The organism is Achromobacter deleyi (assembly GCF_013116765.2).
Lineage (GTDB): Bacteria > Pseudomonadota > Gammaproteobacteria > Burkholderiales > Burkholderiaceae_B > Achromobacter > Achromobacter deleyi_A.
Map to the genome: position 1 here is coordinate 5877018 of NZ_CP074375.1, position 15079 is coordinate 5892096.

The following is a 15079-nucleotide window of genomic DNA, read 5'->3' on the forward strand; positions in this document are numbered from 1 at the left end:
CGGGTCTCTCTCTTAGTCGATCCAATTGGTCAGCACGGTCGTGGCCTGGGCGCTCAGCACCCCGCCGTTGCCATGCACTAGCGCCGTGCGCGCGTTGCGCACCTGCCGCTGTCCGCATTCGCCGCGCAGCTGGCGCACCGCTTCCACCAGGCCGAACATGCTGTACATGCCGGGGTGCACGCAGGACAGCCCGCCGCCGTTGGTGTTCACGGGCAGTTCGCCGCCGGGGGCGATGCGTCCGCCCGACACGAAGGCGCCGCCTTCGCCCTTGCCGCAGAACCCCATGTCCTCCAGGAACAGGATGGGGTTGATGGTGAAGGCGTCGTAGAGCTGCACCAGGTCGATATCGGCCAGCGCCACGCCGGCGCGCTCGCGCGCGAGGCCGGCGCTTTGTCCGGCCACGGTGCGCGTCAGGTCGGCCATGCAGGCGATCTGGCGATGCGAATGCGCCATGGCGGTTCCCTGCACGTAGATGGGCCGGGCCACTTCGGCGCGCGCGGCGGCGGTCACCACGATGGCGCCCGCGCCGTCGGTCACCAGGCAGCAGTCGCGCGCGGTCAGGGGCGAGGAAATCATGCGCGCGGCCAGCACATCGTCGATGGTCAGCGGCTCGCGCTTATAGGCTTCCGGGTTCAGTTGCGCCCAGGCGCGCGCGGCCACCGCCACTTCGGCCAGCTGCTCGCGGGTGGTGCCGTACTCATGCATGTGCCGGCGGGTCGCCAGTGCATAGCTGGTGGGCGGATTGAAGGGCTGGAACGGCTCTTCGTACGGAAAGGGGTCCAGGCGCGCGCGGGCGCCGGACGTCGCCGAGACGCCGTTGCCGCCGCGCGGCGTGGCGCCGTAGGCGATCACGACGTTGCGGCACAGGCCGGCGTGGATGGCTGCAGCGGCGATCAGCAGATGGCCGACAAAGGAGGCGCCGCCGATCTGGGTACTGTCCATGAAGCGCGGGAACAGGCCCAGGTACTCGGCCAGCTTGTTCAGCCACATCGACGAGGACAGGCTTGCGCTCATCAGGCCGTCGATGTCTTCCATGCGCAGCCCGGCGTCCTGCACCGCCGCGTGCACCGCCAGCGAGGTGATTTCCAGGTCGTTCAGGCCGCCGGCATCGCCGATGCCGGCCGTGGCGCAGCCGGTGATGGCGATGGCGCCGCGCAGGTTCTTGTTCCAGTCCGTCATGGCGCCTCCCGCTCGAACACCACCCGCGCGCGTTGCGGATCGGGCCTTGCCGTCAGCCGCATTCCGATGCGCAGTTCGTCGTCGTCGATCAGCGTGGACATCATGCGAAAACCCTCGTCCATGTCGGCCAGGATGACGTTGCGGGCGGGCGCCTGGGGCGTGGCCGGTATTTCAGAAAAGGAATAGAGCGTGGCGCCCGCCCGCATGGGACGCCAGGCGTATTCCGGCGAACGGCAATGCGTGCAGTGCGTGCGCGGAAAGAAGAACGAGAGCCCGCAGCTGCGGCACACTTGGACTTCCAGCCGTCCCGCGCGCAACGCCTCGGCGAAATAGGCTTCCGGCGAGACGGAGCCGATGCGGACTTCACTCATCCTTGACCCCGGCCTGCGTGATGACGGCCTGCCATTTGTCCATCTCGTCGCCGACGAACTTCCGGTAGGTGGGCAGGTCCATGTCGCCGGGTTCGGAGCCGGTCGAGCGGATGTACTCCTGCGTGGCCTGCTGCATTACCGATTTGCGGATTTCGCTGTTCAGCGTCTGGATGATGTCGACGGGCGTGCCGGCGGGGGCGTAGGCCCCGACCCAGGTGCTCAGGTCGAAGCCCTTGTAGCCCAGTTCGTTGAGCGTGGGTACGTCGGGATAGCGGGATTGGCGCTGGGCCGACGCGATGGCCAGCGGCACGATCTTGCCGGACTGCAGATAGGCGTTGGCGGTCACCGATTCGGCCATGCCGAAGGGAACCTGACCCGACACCAGGTCCGTCATGGCCGGACCCGCGCCACGATAGGAAACATGCATCAGCGGCAGGCCGCTTTGCGCCCGCAGCAGTTCGCCGACGATGTGGGGCGCGCCGCCGGCGCCGGCCGTGCCGTAGGGCACGGAGGGCTGCTTCTGTGCATAGGCCTTGAAGTCCGCGTAGTTCTTGATGCCCAGGCCGGCGTTGACCAGCAGGAAGTTCGGGCTCACGGCCAGCAGCGCCACGGGCTCGAAGTCCTTGCGGGCGTTATAGGGCAGCTTCTTCAGGACGGGATTGATCACATGGCTGGTGGCGCCCACCAGCACGGTGTAGCCGTCCGGCTTTTGCCGCGTCACGTATTCGGTGGCGATCTGGCCGGTGGCTCCGGGCCGGTTCTCGACCACGAAGGGCTGGCCCAGGCGGGTCTGCAGGTCGGCCGCGATGCGCCGGGTCAGGATGTCGGTCATGCCGCCGGGGGCATAAGCCACGACCAGGGTGACTGGCCGGGAGGGGTAGCTGTCGGCGGCGGCGATGGCGGGAAGCGCCGCGAGCAGCGTCAGCAGCTGCTTCAGGCCGGATTTCATTTTCATGTCTGGGTCTCCTCGTGCTGCGGGCTTGTGAGCCCTGCTTGGTTTATGCGTCGAGGGACCTGCGGGTAGCGCGTGGCTTGCTGCGGCTGCCTTTCGGGGCGGGCCTCGACGCACTAATGATGGAAGTCGCGCATCATTCAAACAATTGATTAATTGTCATGAAGGCAGTCATAAAAGAGATGAATCGTCGGCGGGAGCGGGCTGGCCCTGCTCGCTCAGATGCGCCTCGAAGGCGGCAAGAAAGGCGGCCGCGGCGCGCGACAGCCGGTAGTCGGCGCGGCGCAGGATGGACAGTTCATGCAAGGCCTGGGGCCGGTCGGCGATGCACAGGGCCTTCAGGCCCATCTCTTCGCAGACGTTGCGCACATAGCCGGGCATGACGGTGATGCCCATGCCGCCGCGGATCATGGAAAAGGCGGTGGTCAGGCTGCCGGTCTGCGCCACGCTGCGCACCGCCAGGCCCTGATCAAGCAGGATCTGGTCCATCTTGCGGCGCACGGCATAGGTGCCGCGCAGCAACACGTGAGGGTAGCGGGCAAGATCGCGCCAGCATGTCTGCCCGTCCGCGGCCAGCGGGTGGTTGGCCGGCACCACGGCGTACATCGGACCGCGGTATGCGACGCGGCAATCCAGCCTGGGGTCCTGGCTTTCCACCGCGACCAGGCCCAGGTCGGCCTTGCCGTGGAGCACATGTTCGATGGCCTCGTCGCCAGTGAGCTCATGCAGGTCGAAGACGATATTGGGATGGCAGGCGTGGAAACGCGTCACCACCGGCGCGATCAGCGTGTGCATCATGATGGGCGAAGCGGCGATGGAAACTTCACCGCGTTCCAGGCTCGTCAGGCTGCTCAGGCTGCGTTCGGCCGCGCGCAGCGAGCCGAAGGCTTCCTGGGCATAGGCATACAGCTCCGTCGTGCCCTCCAGCAGCTCGACGCCCCGGGCGGAGCGTTCGAACAGCGAAAGCCCGATGGCCTTCTCCAGTTCCGAGCACAGTTTGCTGACGGTGGATTGCGTCAGGTTCAGCGCCTCGGCGGCGCGGGTGAAGTTCTTCAGCTCGTAGACGGCGCAGAAAGCGCGGAGCTGGCGCAGCGTGATGCCCATGGTGCTACTCCCGCAAGAGGCGGCTATCGTACCCAAGCTGTGAGGGGTTTCGCCATTTATTCCATTCAAGACTTATTTCATGAAAATTACTCGTTTGTTGTGATCAAACCACGCCTTTAGGATCGGTGTCATAACCCTAGCTGGAGCTTCCATGACTGCGCCCATTCCCTCTTTTGCCCATGCCCACGTGACGCGCGACGAGCGCGGCGTCTACACCCTGCAGATCCACGACGCCAAGAGCCTGAACATCCTGGCTTCGGCGGTCACCCTCAGCCTGATCGACGCGGCGCGCTGGATCGCGGCCCAGGATGACGCCCGCGCGGTGGTCATACGCGGCTCGGGCGACAGGGCCTTCGTGGGCGGCGCCAATATCTATGAAATGGCCGAGCTCGATCCCCAGGGCGCGCGCGCCTTCATCACGCGGCTGCGCGATCTCTGCGACGCCGTGGCGGCGATTCCGGTTCCCACGATCGCGCGCATCCCCGGCTTCTGCCTGGGCGCGGGCATGGAACTGGCGGCGGCTTGCGATATCCGGCTGGGATCGGCGGATGGCGTCTTCGGCATGCCCGAGGTGCGTGTCGGCATCCCGTCCGTGATCCACGCCGTGCTGCTGCCGGCGCTGATCGGCCCGGGTCCCACCAACTGGCTGCTGCTGACCGGCGAGACCGTGGACGCCGCGCAAGCCAGACAATGGGGCTTCCTGGAATTCGTCTGCGAGGCGGGCGAACTGGACGCGCTGGTCGAGCGCACCGTGGCGCCGATCGCGGCCAGCGGGCCGCTTGCGGTGCGCTCGCAGAAGGCGCTGCTGCGCTACTGGAGCGAAGCCACCGTCGAGGCCGGACTGGACCGCAGCGTGGACGCCTTTGGCGCAGCCTTCACGACCGACGAGCCGCGCCGGTTCATGGCGCCTTTCCTCGCGCGCAAGCAGCACCGGGGGGCCAAATAATGGCGGGTCCGCTCCAGGGCGTGCGCGTCATCGACATGACCTCGGTGGCGATGGGGCCCTATGCCACCCAGATACTGGCTGACATGGGCGCGGAGGTCATCAAGATCGAGGCGCCCGAGGGCGACGTGTTCCGCACGTCGGCCCCGGCCGCGCATGCGGGCATGGGGCCCGCCTATCTCAACCTCAATCGCAACAAGTACAGCGTGACGCTGGATGCCAAGACGCCGGCCGACCGCGAAAGCCTGCTGCGCCTGATCGACGGCGCCGATGTCTTCGTCTCCAATGTGCGCCCGGCGGCCCTGGCGCGGCTGGGGCTGGACGCGGCCGCGCTGCGCGCGCGCAATGCCCGCCTCATCCATTGTTCCGCGGTGGGTTTCGGCCAGGATGGCCCGTATGCCGCGCGCCCGGCGTTCGACGACATCATCCAGGCCATGAGCGGGCTGGCGGACCTGCAGGGCCGCAACAGCGGGGCGCCCGCCTATGTGAACACCATACTTGCCGACAAGGTGGCGGGCCTGACGCTGGCGTACGCCATCCCGATGGCGCTGTACGAGCGCGAGCGTTCGGGACAGGGGCAGGCGATCGAGGTCCCCATGTTCGAAACGCTGGTCTCCTTCACCCTGGTCGAACACCTGAGCGGCCACAGCTTTGTCCCGCCGCTGGGGCCCATGGGCTACAGCCGGGTGCTGTCGCCGCAGCGGCGTCCCTACCGCACGCTTGACGGCTACCTGGCCCTGCTGCCCTACACGGATGCGCAGTGGGGGCGATTCTTCGCCCTGGCCCGCCGTCCCGATCTGGCGGCGGACGCCCGCTATGCCGACGCCGCTGCGCGCGCGCGCCATTTCGACGAGCTCTACCAGGACCTCGCCGACATCGTCGCGCTGCAGGGCACCGAGCAATGGCTGGCGCTGCTGGCCGACGCGGACATTCCGCATTCGCGCGTCAACACGCCTGAAGCCTTGTTCGACGATCCCCACCTGCAGGCAACCGGCTTTTTCCAGCGCGTGGAGCATCCGACCGAAGGGCCGTTGATGGCTTGCGGGATTCCGGTGCGCTTTTCGCGCACGCCGGGGGAAATCGGGCGCCAGGCGCCGCGCCAGGACGCCGATCGCGATATGCTCGAGCCTGCGCGCTGAGGCCGGCATGGCCGGCGGCGCCAGGCGGCGACTTCGACCATGAACATCACTCTCAAGCAATTGCGCGTTTTCTGCGCGCTCTACGAACTGCGCAGTTTCACGGCGGCCGCCCGCGCGGCCTTCGTGACGCAGTCGGCCGTCAGCAAGCTGTGCGCCGAACTGGAGGCCGAGGTTGGCCAGCCGCTGTTCGAGCGCTCCACGCGCAGCGTCACGCCATGCGACGGGGCCGCGGATTTCTACGCCTATGCGCAAGAGATCCTGGGCACCGTGCGCGCCGCCGAGCGCAGCATGTCGGGCCTGCGCACCCTGGAGCGCGGCACGGTGGGCGTGGCCACGTCTCCCCTCATGATGGCCGGCCTGCTGGGCCAGGTGGTGGCGGACTACCACCGCGCCCATCCCAGCGTGAAGCTGGACCTCTTCGAACTCACCACCGACGACACCATCGAACATGTGCGCAACGGGCGCGCCGACTTCGGCATCGTATCGGTGGAAACGCCTTCGGAAGAACTGGCCACGCGGGTCATCTACCGCGACACCCTGTACGCCGTGTGCGCCCCGCGCCACGCGCTGACCCGCAAGCGTTCCGTGTCGTGGGCCGACGTGGCGGCCCACGACCACATCATGCTGCGCAATGTCTACAGCGTGCGGCGCAGCCTGGACCGGGTGGCGGCCGATCAGAACCTGGAGTTCCGCTACCGCATCGAGGCGGGCATGTTGATCTCGGCCCTGAAGCTGGTTGGCGCCGGGCTTGGCATCACGGTGGTGCCCGGCTATGCCTGCGACCTGGCGCGGCAGCTTGGCCTGCGCATACTGGCCATCGATGGCGCCCGCAAGCATGGACACGAGCTCTGGCTCATCCAGCGCCGCAACGCGCGGCTGTCGCTGGCGGCCTCGGCCTTCTTGCAGGATACCGAGGACTATCTGCGCCTGAGGCAATCAGCGGAGAATTAATCCCTGATTGGAATAAGTCTATGAAAATTAGTCCCTTGTTGGGATAAGCGGGGCGCGAGCATCATACGGCATGAGTTGAAGAGGGCCGACCCGCGGCCCCTACAGGAGACAAGCATGACCCGACCGTTCCGCGCGCAGCGCCGCCACCTGCTGGCCGCCGGCAGCTTCACCGTCTTGAGCGCGCTGGCCGGCGCGCTGCCCGCGGGCGCCGCCCAGGCGCAGCAGACCTACCCCGACAAGCCCATCACCATCGTCGTGCCGTTCTCTCCGGGCAGCGCCACCGACACTAGCGCGCGCATCATTGCCGAAAAGCTCGGGCCGCGCCTGAATGTGCCCGTCGTGATCGAGAACAAGCCGGGCGCGTCCGGCACCATAGGATCGTCGTTCACGGCGCGCGCCCAGCCCGATGGCTATACGCTGATTCTCACCAGCAGCTCGACGCACTCGGCCACGCCGGCGCTGTTCCGCAAACTGCCGTTCGATCCCACGGGCGATTTCATCCATGTCGTCCGGATCGCCACCATCCCCATGATGCTGGTGGTGCGAGAGGACGCGCCCTACAAGACCCTGCAGGAACTGGTCAAGGCCACGCAGGCAAAACCGTTGAACTACGCCTACGGCTCGCCCACCAGCCAGATCGCCGGCGCCACGTTCAATACCGTGGCCGGCGCCGCGGCCAATGGCGTGCCCTACAAGAGCCAGCCTCCCGCCGTGACGGATCTGCTGGGCGGCCACGTGGACTATCTGTTCGCCGACCTGTCCGTCGTCACCTCTTTCATGCAGGGCGGAAAGCTGCGTGGGCTGGCCTTCACGGGGCATGAGCGGGCCAAGGAATTCCCGAGCGTCCCCACGCTGTCCGAGCTGGGCTACAAGAACTTCGACCTGGTCGTGTGGGTCGGCGTCGCGGCGCCCGCCAAGACGCCCGACGCCATCGTGCAAAAGCTGAATCAGGAAGTCTCGGCCATCCTGCGCGAACCCGACGTCCTCCAGCGCTTCGAATCGCTAGGCATGCAGGTGTCGCCCAATACGGTGGCCGAGCACCAGGCCTTCGCGCAGACGCAACGCCAGATCTGGACCCAGCGTGCGGTCGACGCGAAGATCGAGCCGCAATAAGCCCGACGGGCGCAACGCTATTGCACGCTGGTTGGCGTGGCCGCGCGCGAGGCCTGGGTCGGCATGCGCTCCACGTTCAGCGTGCCGGGCTCGCTGGGAGAAGGACGCACGACCACGGCGTGGTTGGTGCTGTTGGCGCCCAGGTTGGGCAGGTCCGCCGGGCGAGCCGCCACGGTGGCGAAGGGGCCGCCACCGCTGGACGGCACGCCGTCCAGCGTCAGGCTGCCGGCCCAGTTGCCATCGTGGCGCGAAAGCACCTGATAGCGCTGCGGCCCGCCTGCGGTGCGCGCAACGATATAGAGCGTGCTGCCGATAAGGCTGATAGCGGGTGGCGAAGCGGCCTGGGCGTCCAGTCTGGCCGGCTTGCCCTTTTCGACGAGCCACAGCTGGCCGCCCGCGCGTTCCAGTATCGCGAGGACGACATTGCCGTGCGCATCGGCGTTGATGGCCGGGCGGCCGATGTAGGGCACGCCCATGTCGGTCGGGGCGCTCCAGTCCATTTCGAGGTCGGTGGTGTCGCCGGCTTCCACCAGCCGGGTCAGGTGGTTGTTGCCGCGCTGCCGAAAATAGAGTTCGACCCGGTTCTCGTGGTTGCGTATCGCCGCCAGCCCGCCGGCTGCCGCGGGCGCCGTCACGCGGCGCCAGCCTTGCCATTCGGGGCGCTGGCCGCGGCTGGGCGGCAGTTGGCGGGTATAGAAAAGCTCGCCCCTCGCGGCGACGGCGAAGATGACGTAGCGCCCGTCGGCGCCGCGCGCCGCGGCTGGGGCGCCGATGACGCCCTCCAGCAAGGGCAGGTCCTGCCAGGTGCTCCAGCTGCCGTCGATGCCGGACGGCGCGATCCAATGGAGCAGGCCGTCATAGCCCAGCGCCACGGCGGCGGCTTCGCCGCGCGGCGCCACGGCCGGGATCTGGGTCACGCGTATGCCGCCCAGCGCCTGCCAGCCTTGCCAGGTGCCTTCGTGACGCTGCTTGTTCGTCCACACGCCGCCCAGCGGGTCGCGCGCCATCAGGCCGGCGGTGCCGTCGGCGTGGGTGAATGAGACGACCGGGCCGCTGGTGCGCCCGCCCAGGCTCTGCCAGCGGCGCTCGCCGGAATCCCAGCGATTGACGGCGGCATTGGTTTCGCCCGCGGCGAACACGACCAGGCCGCCGCGCCCATCCGGGTACAGCTGCGGCGCCATATCCTGGCGCGATACGTAATAGGCGCGCTGCACCCAGGCGGCGGCCGGCCCGGCCGGTTCCCTGCAGCCCGTGGGCCCCGAGCAATAGTGGTAGTCGTTCCAGGCGTAGTGCTGGAAGATTATCGATTTGCTGGCGATTTCCGTATCGGTCAGGTTGCTGGCGCGCTCCTGGCTGGGATAGTCGATATAGCCCGTCTCGGCGTAATTGCCGGGCGCGCGCAGCATGGCTTCGCGCACCAGCCGCGCGCTGGCGATGTGATCGGGATGTCCGTGGCCGGCGCAGCGCCAGCACAGCTGCGTGTACGGCACGCTGATCGTGTCATCCAGATGGCGCACCGTGGTCGGGCCATACTGGCGGATCAGTTCTGCCAGCGCGTCGATCAGTTGTTCGCGCGTGTAGGTCTCGGGATAGGGGCCGAGCGTCTCGACGTTTTGGCCCGGTTCGGATTCGGTGCGGCTCAGCGGCGTCAGGCTGCCCCAGCCCTTGCCCAGCCAGGGGTCCTTCAGGCGCATGTGCCACAGCTGAACGCGCGGATTGTCCTGCAAGGTAAAGCGCGCGATGTGGCGCCCGCCGACGGCTCCGGCATCCGCTTTCCAGAGATCGGGCTTGTGCGCCATGTAGGCATAGGCGGCTCGCGCGCCGCGCTCGCGGCCCAGCATATAGCCGTCGCCTTCGCCGGCATCGCTGGCGGTCAGGTAGACCACCCGCACGCAGCCGCCCGCTTCGATGTTGGAAGCGATGTCCGGGTTCATGAACAGCAGGTCGTCATCCAGGTGGGCGACGAAGGCAAGATCCTTGATGCCGTGGCATTGCGCCAGCGTGGGAGGGGCGGCGAAAGCCTGGGCGCAGACCAGCGCGGCAGCACAGCAAAGCGCCTGGCCTATGGGGCGCAGCAAAGCCATCAAAACGAGCATAAAAAAAGCGCTGCATGACAAAAAGGTGCAGCGCGTCTGGAGGTTTGAGTGCGGAAAGTATAGCGGCGGACGGCTGACGGCCGGCAAAACCAAGCCATATGGAGGAGGGCCGGTGTGGCGCACAGCCGACGGCCCGGTCTGGCTATAAACGGGGACGCTAAACGCCGCCCGGAAGAAGATAATTGGGGACGGCAGCGTGCCGTCTCGGCGGGAAAAAAGGGACGCCGACCGGCCGGCCAGCGTCCCGGAATTGCGGTCAGCGCGCCGACCCGGCGCTTGCGACCAGCTTGCCCGCGCGCGCGGCACGGCCGCGGCGCTCCAGCATCACGGCCCACAGCCACAAGGGCATGCTGCCGATGGCGAGCAGGCTGCCCACCCAGCCCGTCGAGGTCCAGCCAAAGCCCGCGGCGATGGCCAGGCCGCCCAGGAAGGGGCCGAGCGCGTTGGCGGTGTTGAAGGCGGAGTGGTTCAGCGCCGCGGCCAGGCCTTGGGCATCGCCGGATACGTCCATCAGCCGCGTCTGCAGCACGGTGCCCAGCGCGCCACCCACGCCCACCAGGAACACATTCAGCGTGATCAGCCAGATGTTGTGCGCCATCAGCGGGAACAGCGCCAGCACCACGGCGGACCACAGCAGCAACAGGCCGGCGGTGCGCATCACCGCGCGGTCGGCAAAGACCGGCACCACCATGTTGCCCACCGTGAGACCCACGCCGAAGGCGCTGAGCACCAGCGGCACGGTGGCGGGCGACACCTGCGTGACGGCGGTCAGCGTGTCGGCCAGATAGGTGTAGATCGAGAACAGGCCGCCGAAGCCGACCGCGCCGATCGCCAGCGTGATCCAGACCTGGCTGCGGCCCAGTGCGCTCAGCTCGCGCAGCGGGCTGGCTTTCGGGTCGGCCGGGGTGTCGGGCGCGTAGATGGACACGCTGATCATGGTTAGCGCGGCAAGCAGCGACACCAGGCCGAAACTCCAGCGCCAGCCGATCACCTGGCCCAGCCAGTTTGCCAGCGGCACGCCCACGATGGTGGCGACGGTCAGGCCCAGGAACACGCGGCCCACGGCCACGGTGCGGCGGTTGGCGGGCACGAGCGAGCTGGCCACCAGCGACGCGATGCCGAAATACGCGCCATGCGGCAGGCCGCTCAAGAAGCGGAAGAACAGCATCCAGTGATAGTTGGGCGCGATCGCGCTCAGGCCGTTGCCGATGGCGAACAGCCCCATCAGGGCGATCAGCAGCCTGCGGCGCGGCATTTTCGCGCCAAGCACGGCAAGGATGGGGGCGCCGACCACGACGCCCAGCGCGTAGGCGCTGATCACGTGGCCCGCGGTGGGCGCGTCAATGCCGAGCGACTGGGAAAAGTAGGGCAGCAGGCTCATCGTGGCGAACTCGGTGGTTCCGATGGCGAAGCTGCCGACGGCAAGCGCGAGCAGCACCAGCGCGGGCCGGTGCTGCGTGGGGGAGGAGGGCGACATGTGGCTACAAAGAGGAAACAGCGGAATGTTGCGATGCAACAGCGGCATTGTAAGCACCCCAAGCTGTCATTTACGTGTCTGTGCCCGGGCTGCGGTAAACACAAAAAATATTGTTGTCTGAAGCAATTGCAAGATGCTTGTTCCAATGTTTGCCGGTCTTGAGAATAAGGCTGCGTCCATGCCGACGCCGCGGGCCGCAGCCCGACGCTGACAAGACTGGAGACAAACATGAACGATATGCCTCGATTGCGAGCCGCCCGGCGCTGGCTTGGCGCCTGTACGTTGACCCTGCTGGGAACCGGCGTGGCCGGCGCCGCCGACAACCCCTTCCCCGAGCGTCCGTTGCGCCTGGTGGTGGGATTTGCGCCCGGCGGCGGAGCCGACATCGTGGCGCGCCTGGTGGCTGGCAAGATCGGAGCTCAGCTGGGCCAGACGGTGGTGGTGGAAAACCGTCCGGGCGCCACCGGGACTATCGCGGCCGACAATGTGGCGCGGTCCGGCCCCGACGGCTACTCGCTGTTCCTGGGTTCGCAATCCACCATGGTGGTGGCGCCGTCGCTGTTTCCCAAACTGCCGTTCGACCCGGTCAAGGACTTCGCGCCGGTGTCGCAGATGGTGTCGATGCCGCTGGTGCTTGTCGTCAACCCGGCCTTGGTGCCGGGGCGCACGGTGGCCGAACTGGACGAGCAGATCCGCAAGGCCGGCGACGGCGGGCTGACCTACGCCTCTTCCGGGCAGGGCGGCCCCCAGCACATTGCAGGGGAACTGTATGCGCACCGGATCGGTGTGAAGGTGACGCATGTGCCCTACAAGGGCGAATCGGCGGCGCTGTCGGACGTGCTGGCCGGCCATGTGCCGTACATGTTCGCCAACCTGCCGGTGGCCAAGCCCTACCTGGAGTCCGGCAAGCTGCGCGCGCTGGCGGTGACCGGCCTGCAGCGCGACGACAAGTCGCCGGCCGTGCCGACGATGGCCGAATCGGGCTTCGCGGGGTTCGAGGTCTTGACCTGGTATGGCGTGTTTGCGCCGGCGCGCACGCCGGCGCCGGTGATGGACCGGCTGTACGGCTCGATCCGCTCGGCGCTGGACGACGCCGATACGCGGACCCGGCTGACCGACCAGGGCTTCACCGTGCTGGGCAGCAAACCCGCGGAGTTCTCCGCCTTTGTCCGCGACGAAGTGCCGCGCTGGTCGGCGCTGATCGGCGATATCGGCATCCGCCCGGAATAACGGCGTCGCCATCCCCCCTCGTTACGCTACATGAGGTAAGCATGTTCGATTTCTCTGGAAAGCGGGCCGAAGGCCCTGTGATCCGCCTGCATCCGGCGGACAACATCGTGGTGGCGCGCGTGCCGGTGGGCATCGGCGTGGCCGTGCCCGGCGAATCGCTGGTCACGCGCAGCCAGGTGCCGGCGGGCCACAAGATCGCCGCGCGCAATCTGCGCGCAGGCGAGCCCATCCTGAAATACAACGTCTGTGTCGGCTTTGCCGCGGTGGACATCCCCGCCGGCACTTACGTGCATGCGCACAACACCGACTTCCGCGAGTTCGATCGCGATTACGCGTTCGGGCGCGACTACGTGCCTACGGCGCTGCTGCCCGAGGCCGAGCAGGCGCGGTTCCTGGGCATCGTGCGCGATAACGGGCAGGTGGCCACGCGCAACTATGTGGGCGTGCTGTCGACGGTGAATTGCTCCGCCACGGTGGTGCATCGCATCGCCGAGGCTTTCACGCCGGAGATCATGGCGCAGTATCCCAACGTGGACGGCGTGGTCGCCCTGAGCCACGGCATGGGTTGTGGCATGGAGATGTCGGGCGAGCCCATGGACCTGCTGCGGCGGACCATGGGCGGCTATGCCTGTCACCCGAACTTCGCGGCGGTGCTGATCGTCGGCCTGGGCTGCGAGCGCAACCAGCTCGACGCCTTGCTGCAAGACCAGGCGCTGCAGGCAGGCGACCGGCTCAAGACCTTCATCATGCAGGAGACGGGCGGCACGCGGCGCACCATCGAGGCCGGCGTGGCGGCGGTACGCGCCATGCTGCCGCAGGCGAACGAGGTACGGCGCCAGCCGGTGTCGGCGCGGCACCTGGTCGTGGGCTTGCAGTGCGGCGGTTCCGACGGATTCTCATCCATCACCGCCAATCCCGCCCTGGGGGCCGCGATGGATATCCTGGTCCGCCACGGCGGCACGGCAATCCTGTCCGAAACGCCCGAGATCTATGGTGTCGAGCACACCTTCACGGCGCGGGCGCGCAATCGGGAAGTGGGCGAAAAGCTGGTTGAACGCATACGCTGGTGGAAGGAAACGTACTCGCCAGGGCGCGACGTGCAGATCAATGGCAAGGTCAGCCCCGGAAACCAGATGGGCGGCCTGGCCAACATCTTCGAAAAGTCGCTGGGCTCGTCCATGAAGGGCGGCACCTCCGGCCTGATGGAGGTGTACCGCTATGCCGAGCCGGTGCGCCAGGCCGGCATGGTGTTCATGGACACGCCGGGCTTCGATCCCGTCTCGGCAACGGGACAGATCGCGGGCGGCGCCAATGTCATCTGCTTCACCACGGGCCGCGGCTCGATGTTCGGCGCCAAGCCCGTGCCTTCGATCAAGCTGGCCACCAATACCGCCATGTACGAGCGCCTGACCGAGGACATGGACCTGAACTGTGGCGTTATCCTGGATGGCAGCGCCAGCCTGCCCGAAATGGCGCAGCAGATCTTCGCGCAGGTTCTGCGCGTAGCCTCCGGCGAGCGCAGCAAGAGCGAGCTGCTGGGATTGGGCGATCATGAGTTCGTGCCCTGGAACATCGGGGTGGTCAGTTAGCGGCCGGCATCGGCCCGGGGGGAACAATGGATACGCGGTACCTGCAGAGTCTGGTGGCGGTGATCGAGTACGGGTCGTTGGCCGAGGCCGCGCGCCGCCTCGACCTGACGCCAGCCTCGATCGCCGCGCGCGTGCGGGCCCTGGAGCAGGACCTGGGCGTGGTCCTGGTCAAGCGGGCCGGCCGGAATGTGCGAGCCACCGAGGCCGGCCTGAAGGTGCTGGAGCGCGCGCGGCTGGTGCTGCGCGAAATGCGTGACCTGCGGGCCACGGCCGGCGACGACACGCCGCTTGGCGAGTTCCGCCTGGGCGTATCGACCTCGGCGCTCACCGGGCTGATGCCGCCGGTGCTGGCCGGCCTGTACCGGCGGCATCCGAAGCTTGCGGTATTCGTCGAACCCGGAACGTCCAGCCACCTGTACCGCAAGGTCATCGACGGCGAACTGGATGCGGCCTTCATCGTGCAGCCGCAGTTCAGCCTGCCCAAGGGCTATGCCTGGAGGCTGGGCGCAGCCGAGCCGCTGGTGGTATTGGCGCCCGCGGCGCTGCGCGACCGTGACGCGCACGCGCTGATGGCGGACGAGCCTTTCATCCGCTACGACCGCAGCGTCTGGGGCGGCCGGCTGGCCGACCGCTATTTGCGCCAGCACGCGATCCGGCCGCGCGAACGGCTGGAGATAGACGGCCTGATGGCCATCGCCAGCATGGTCCGGGAAGGCCTGGGGGTGTCGCTGGTGCCGGACTGGGCGCCGGATTGGCTCGACAGCCTGGGCCTGTCGCGCGTTGCCTTGCCCGGTGTCGCGCCCGTGCGCCGCATGGGCATCCTGTGGGCGACGCAGACGCCGCATGCCGGGCTGGCCGAAGCCTTCGTGCAGGAGGCCGAGCATGTTCTGGGGCGATCCCGGAAGAGCCAGGCGACAACCTGAGCCTGCGGGCCG

General features: G+C 67.8%; 13 protein-coding genes. 7 read left to right on the forward strand and 6 right to left on the reverse strand.

What is annotated here, in order from left to right:
* Positions 1-12 precede the first annotated feature (12 nt).
* From HLG70_RS26630 to HLG70_RS26645, 4 genes are all read right to left on the reverse strand, one after another.
* Positions 13-1179: an acetyl-CoA acetyltransferase gene (locus tag HLG70_RS26630; protein WP_171664962.1), complete on the reverse strand. Its 1167-nt coding sequence runs from the start codon at positions 1177-1179 to the stop codon at positions 13-15.
* A complete protein-coding gene (locus tag HLG70_RS26635) occupies positions 1176-1550 on the reverse strand; it encodes a Zn-ribbon domain-containing OB-fold protein (protein WP_171664963.1) in 375 nt (124 codons plus the stop codon). The genes HLG70_RS26630 and HLG70_RS26635 overlap by 4 nt, the downstream gene beginning before the upstream one ends.
* The gene (locus tag HLG70_RS26640; RefSeq protein ID WP_171664964.1) at positions 1543-2505 is read right to left on the reverse strand and encodes a Bug family tripartite tricarboxylate transporter substrate binding protein; all 963 of its coding nucleotides are present in this window, start codon (positions 2503-2505) and stop codon (positions 1543-1545) included. The genes HLG70_RS26635 and HLG70_RS26640 overlap by 8 nt, the downstream gene beginning before the upstream one ends.
* Positions 2506-2673: 168 nt before the next feature.
* A complete protein-coding gene (locus HLG70_RS26645) occupies positions 2674-3606 on the reverse strand; it encodes a LysR family transcriptional regulator (protein ID WP_171664965.1) in 933 nt (310 codons plus the stop codon).
* A gap of 151 nt (positions 3607-3757) precedes the next feature.
* On the opposite strand from HLG70_RS26645, the gene HLG70_RS26650 reads away from it, so the two are divergent.
* The 4 genes from HLG70_RS26650 to HLG70_RS26665 all read left to right on the forward strand — a co-directional run bounded on the left by HLG70_RS26650 (position 3758) and on the right by HLG70_RS26665 (position 7752).
* The gene (locus tag HLG70_RS26650) at positions 3758-4552 is read left to right on the forward strand and encodes an enoyl-CoA hydratase (RefSeq protein ID WP_171664966.1); all 795 of its coding nucleotides are present in this window, start codon (positions 3758-3760) and stop codon (positions 4550-4552) included.
* Positions 4552-5688 carry a CaiB/BaiF CoA transferase family protein gene (locus HLG70_RS26655; RefSeq protein ID WP_171664967.1) on the forward strand — a complete coding sequence of 379 codons (1137 nt, stop codon included), beginning with the start codon at positions 4552-4554 and terminating at the stop codon, positions 5686-5688. The genes HLG70_RS26650 and HLG70_RS26655 overlap by 1 nt, the downstream gene beginning before the upstream one ends.
* Before the next feature lie 39 nt (positions 5689-5727).
* Positions 5728-6639, forward strand: coding sequence for a LysR family transcriptional regulator (locus HLG70_RS26660; RefSeq protein WP_171664968.1), 912 nt, complete (start codon positions 5728-5730; stop codon positions 6637-6639).
* Between the two features lie 114 nt (positions 6640-6753).
* Entirely contained in the window at positions 6754-7752 is a 999-nt protein-coding gene (locus tag HLG70_RS26665) for a Bug family tripartite tricarboxylate transporter substrate binding protein (RefSeq protein ID WP_171664969.1), read from the forward strand.
* 17 nt (positions 7753-7769) lie between these two features.
* On the opposite strand, the gene HLG70_RS26670 is transcribed toward HLG70_RS26665, so the two are convergent.
* Together HLG70_RS26670 and HLG70_RS26675 are read right to left on the reverse strand one after the other, a co-directional pair.
* A complete protein-coding gene (locus HLG70_RS26670; protein WP_171664970.1) occupies positions 7770-9848 on the reverse strand; it encodes a PIG-L family deacetylase in 2079 nt (692 codons plus the stop codon).
* 256 nt (positions 9849-10104) lie between these two features.
* Positions 10105-11325 (reverse strand): MFS transporter, encoded by a 1221-nt coding sequence (locus HLG70_RS26675; protein WP_171664971.1) that lies wholly within the window; start codon positions 11323-11325, stop codon positions 10105-10107.
* A 228-nt stretch (positions 11326-11553) separates the two neighbouring features.
* Here HLG70_RS26675 and HLG70_RS26680 point away from each other — a divergent pair, with 228 nt between their 5' ends.
* Genes HLG70_RS26680 through HLG70_RS26690 form a run of 3 tightly spaced genes read left to right on the forward strand, consistent with a single transcriptional unit; the run spans position 11554 to position 15067 of the window.
* Positions 11554-12555: a Bug family tripartite tricarboxylate transporter substrate binding protein gene (locus HLG70_RS26680; protein WP_171664972.1), complete on the forward strand. Its 1002-nt coding sequence runs from the start codon at positions 11554-11556 to the stop codon at positions 12553-12555.
* 41 nt (positions 12556-12596) lie between these two features.
* A complete protein-coding gene (locus HLG70_RS26685; RefSeq protein WP_171664973.1) occupies positions 12597-14144 on the forward strand; it encodes a UxaA family hydrolase in 1548 nt (515 codons plus the stop codon).
* A gap of 26 nt (positions 14145-14170) precedes the next feature.
* On the forward strand, positions 14171-15067 hold the full coding sequence (locus tag HLG70_RS26690; protein WP_171664974.1) for a LysR family transcriptional regulator: 897 nt from the start codon (positions 14171-14173) through the stop codon (positions 15065-15067).
* The last annotated feature ends 12 nt before the right edge of the window (positions 15068-15079 follow it).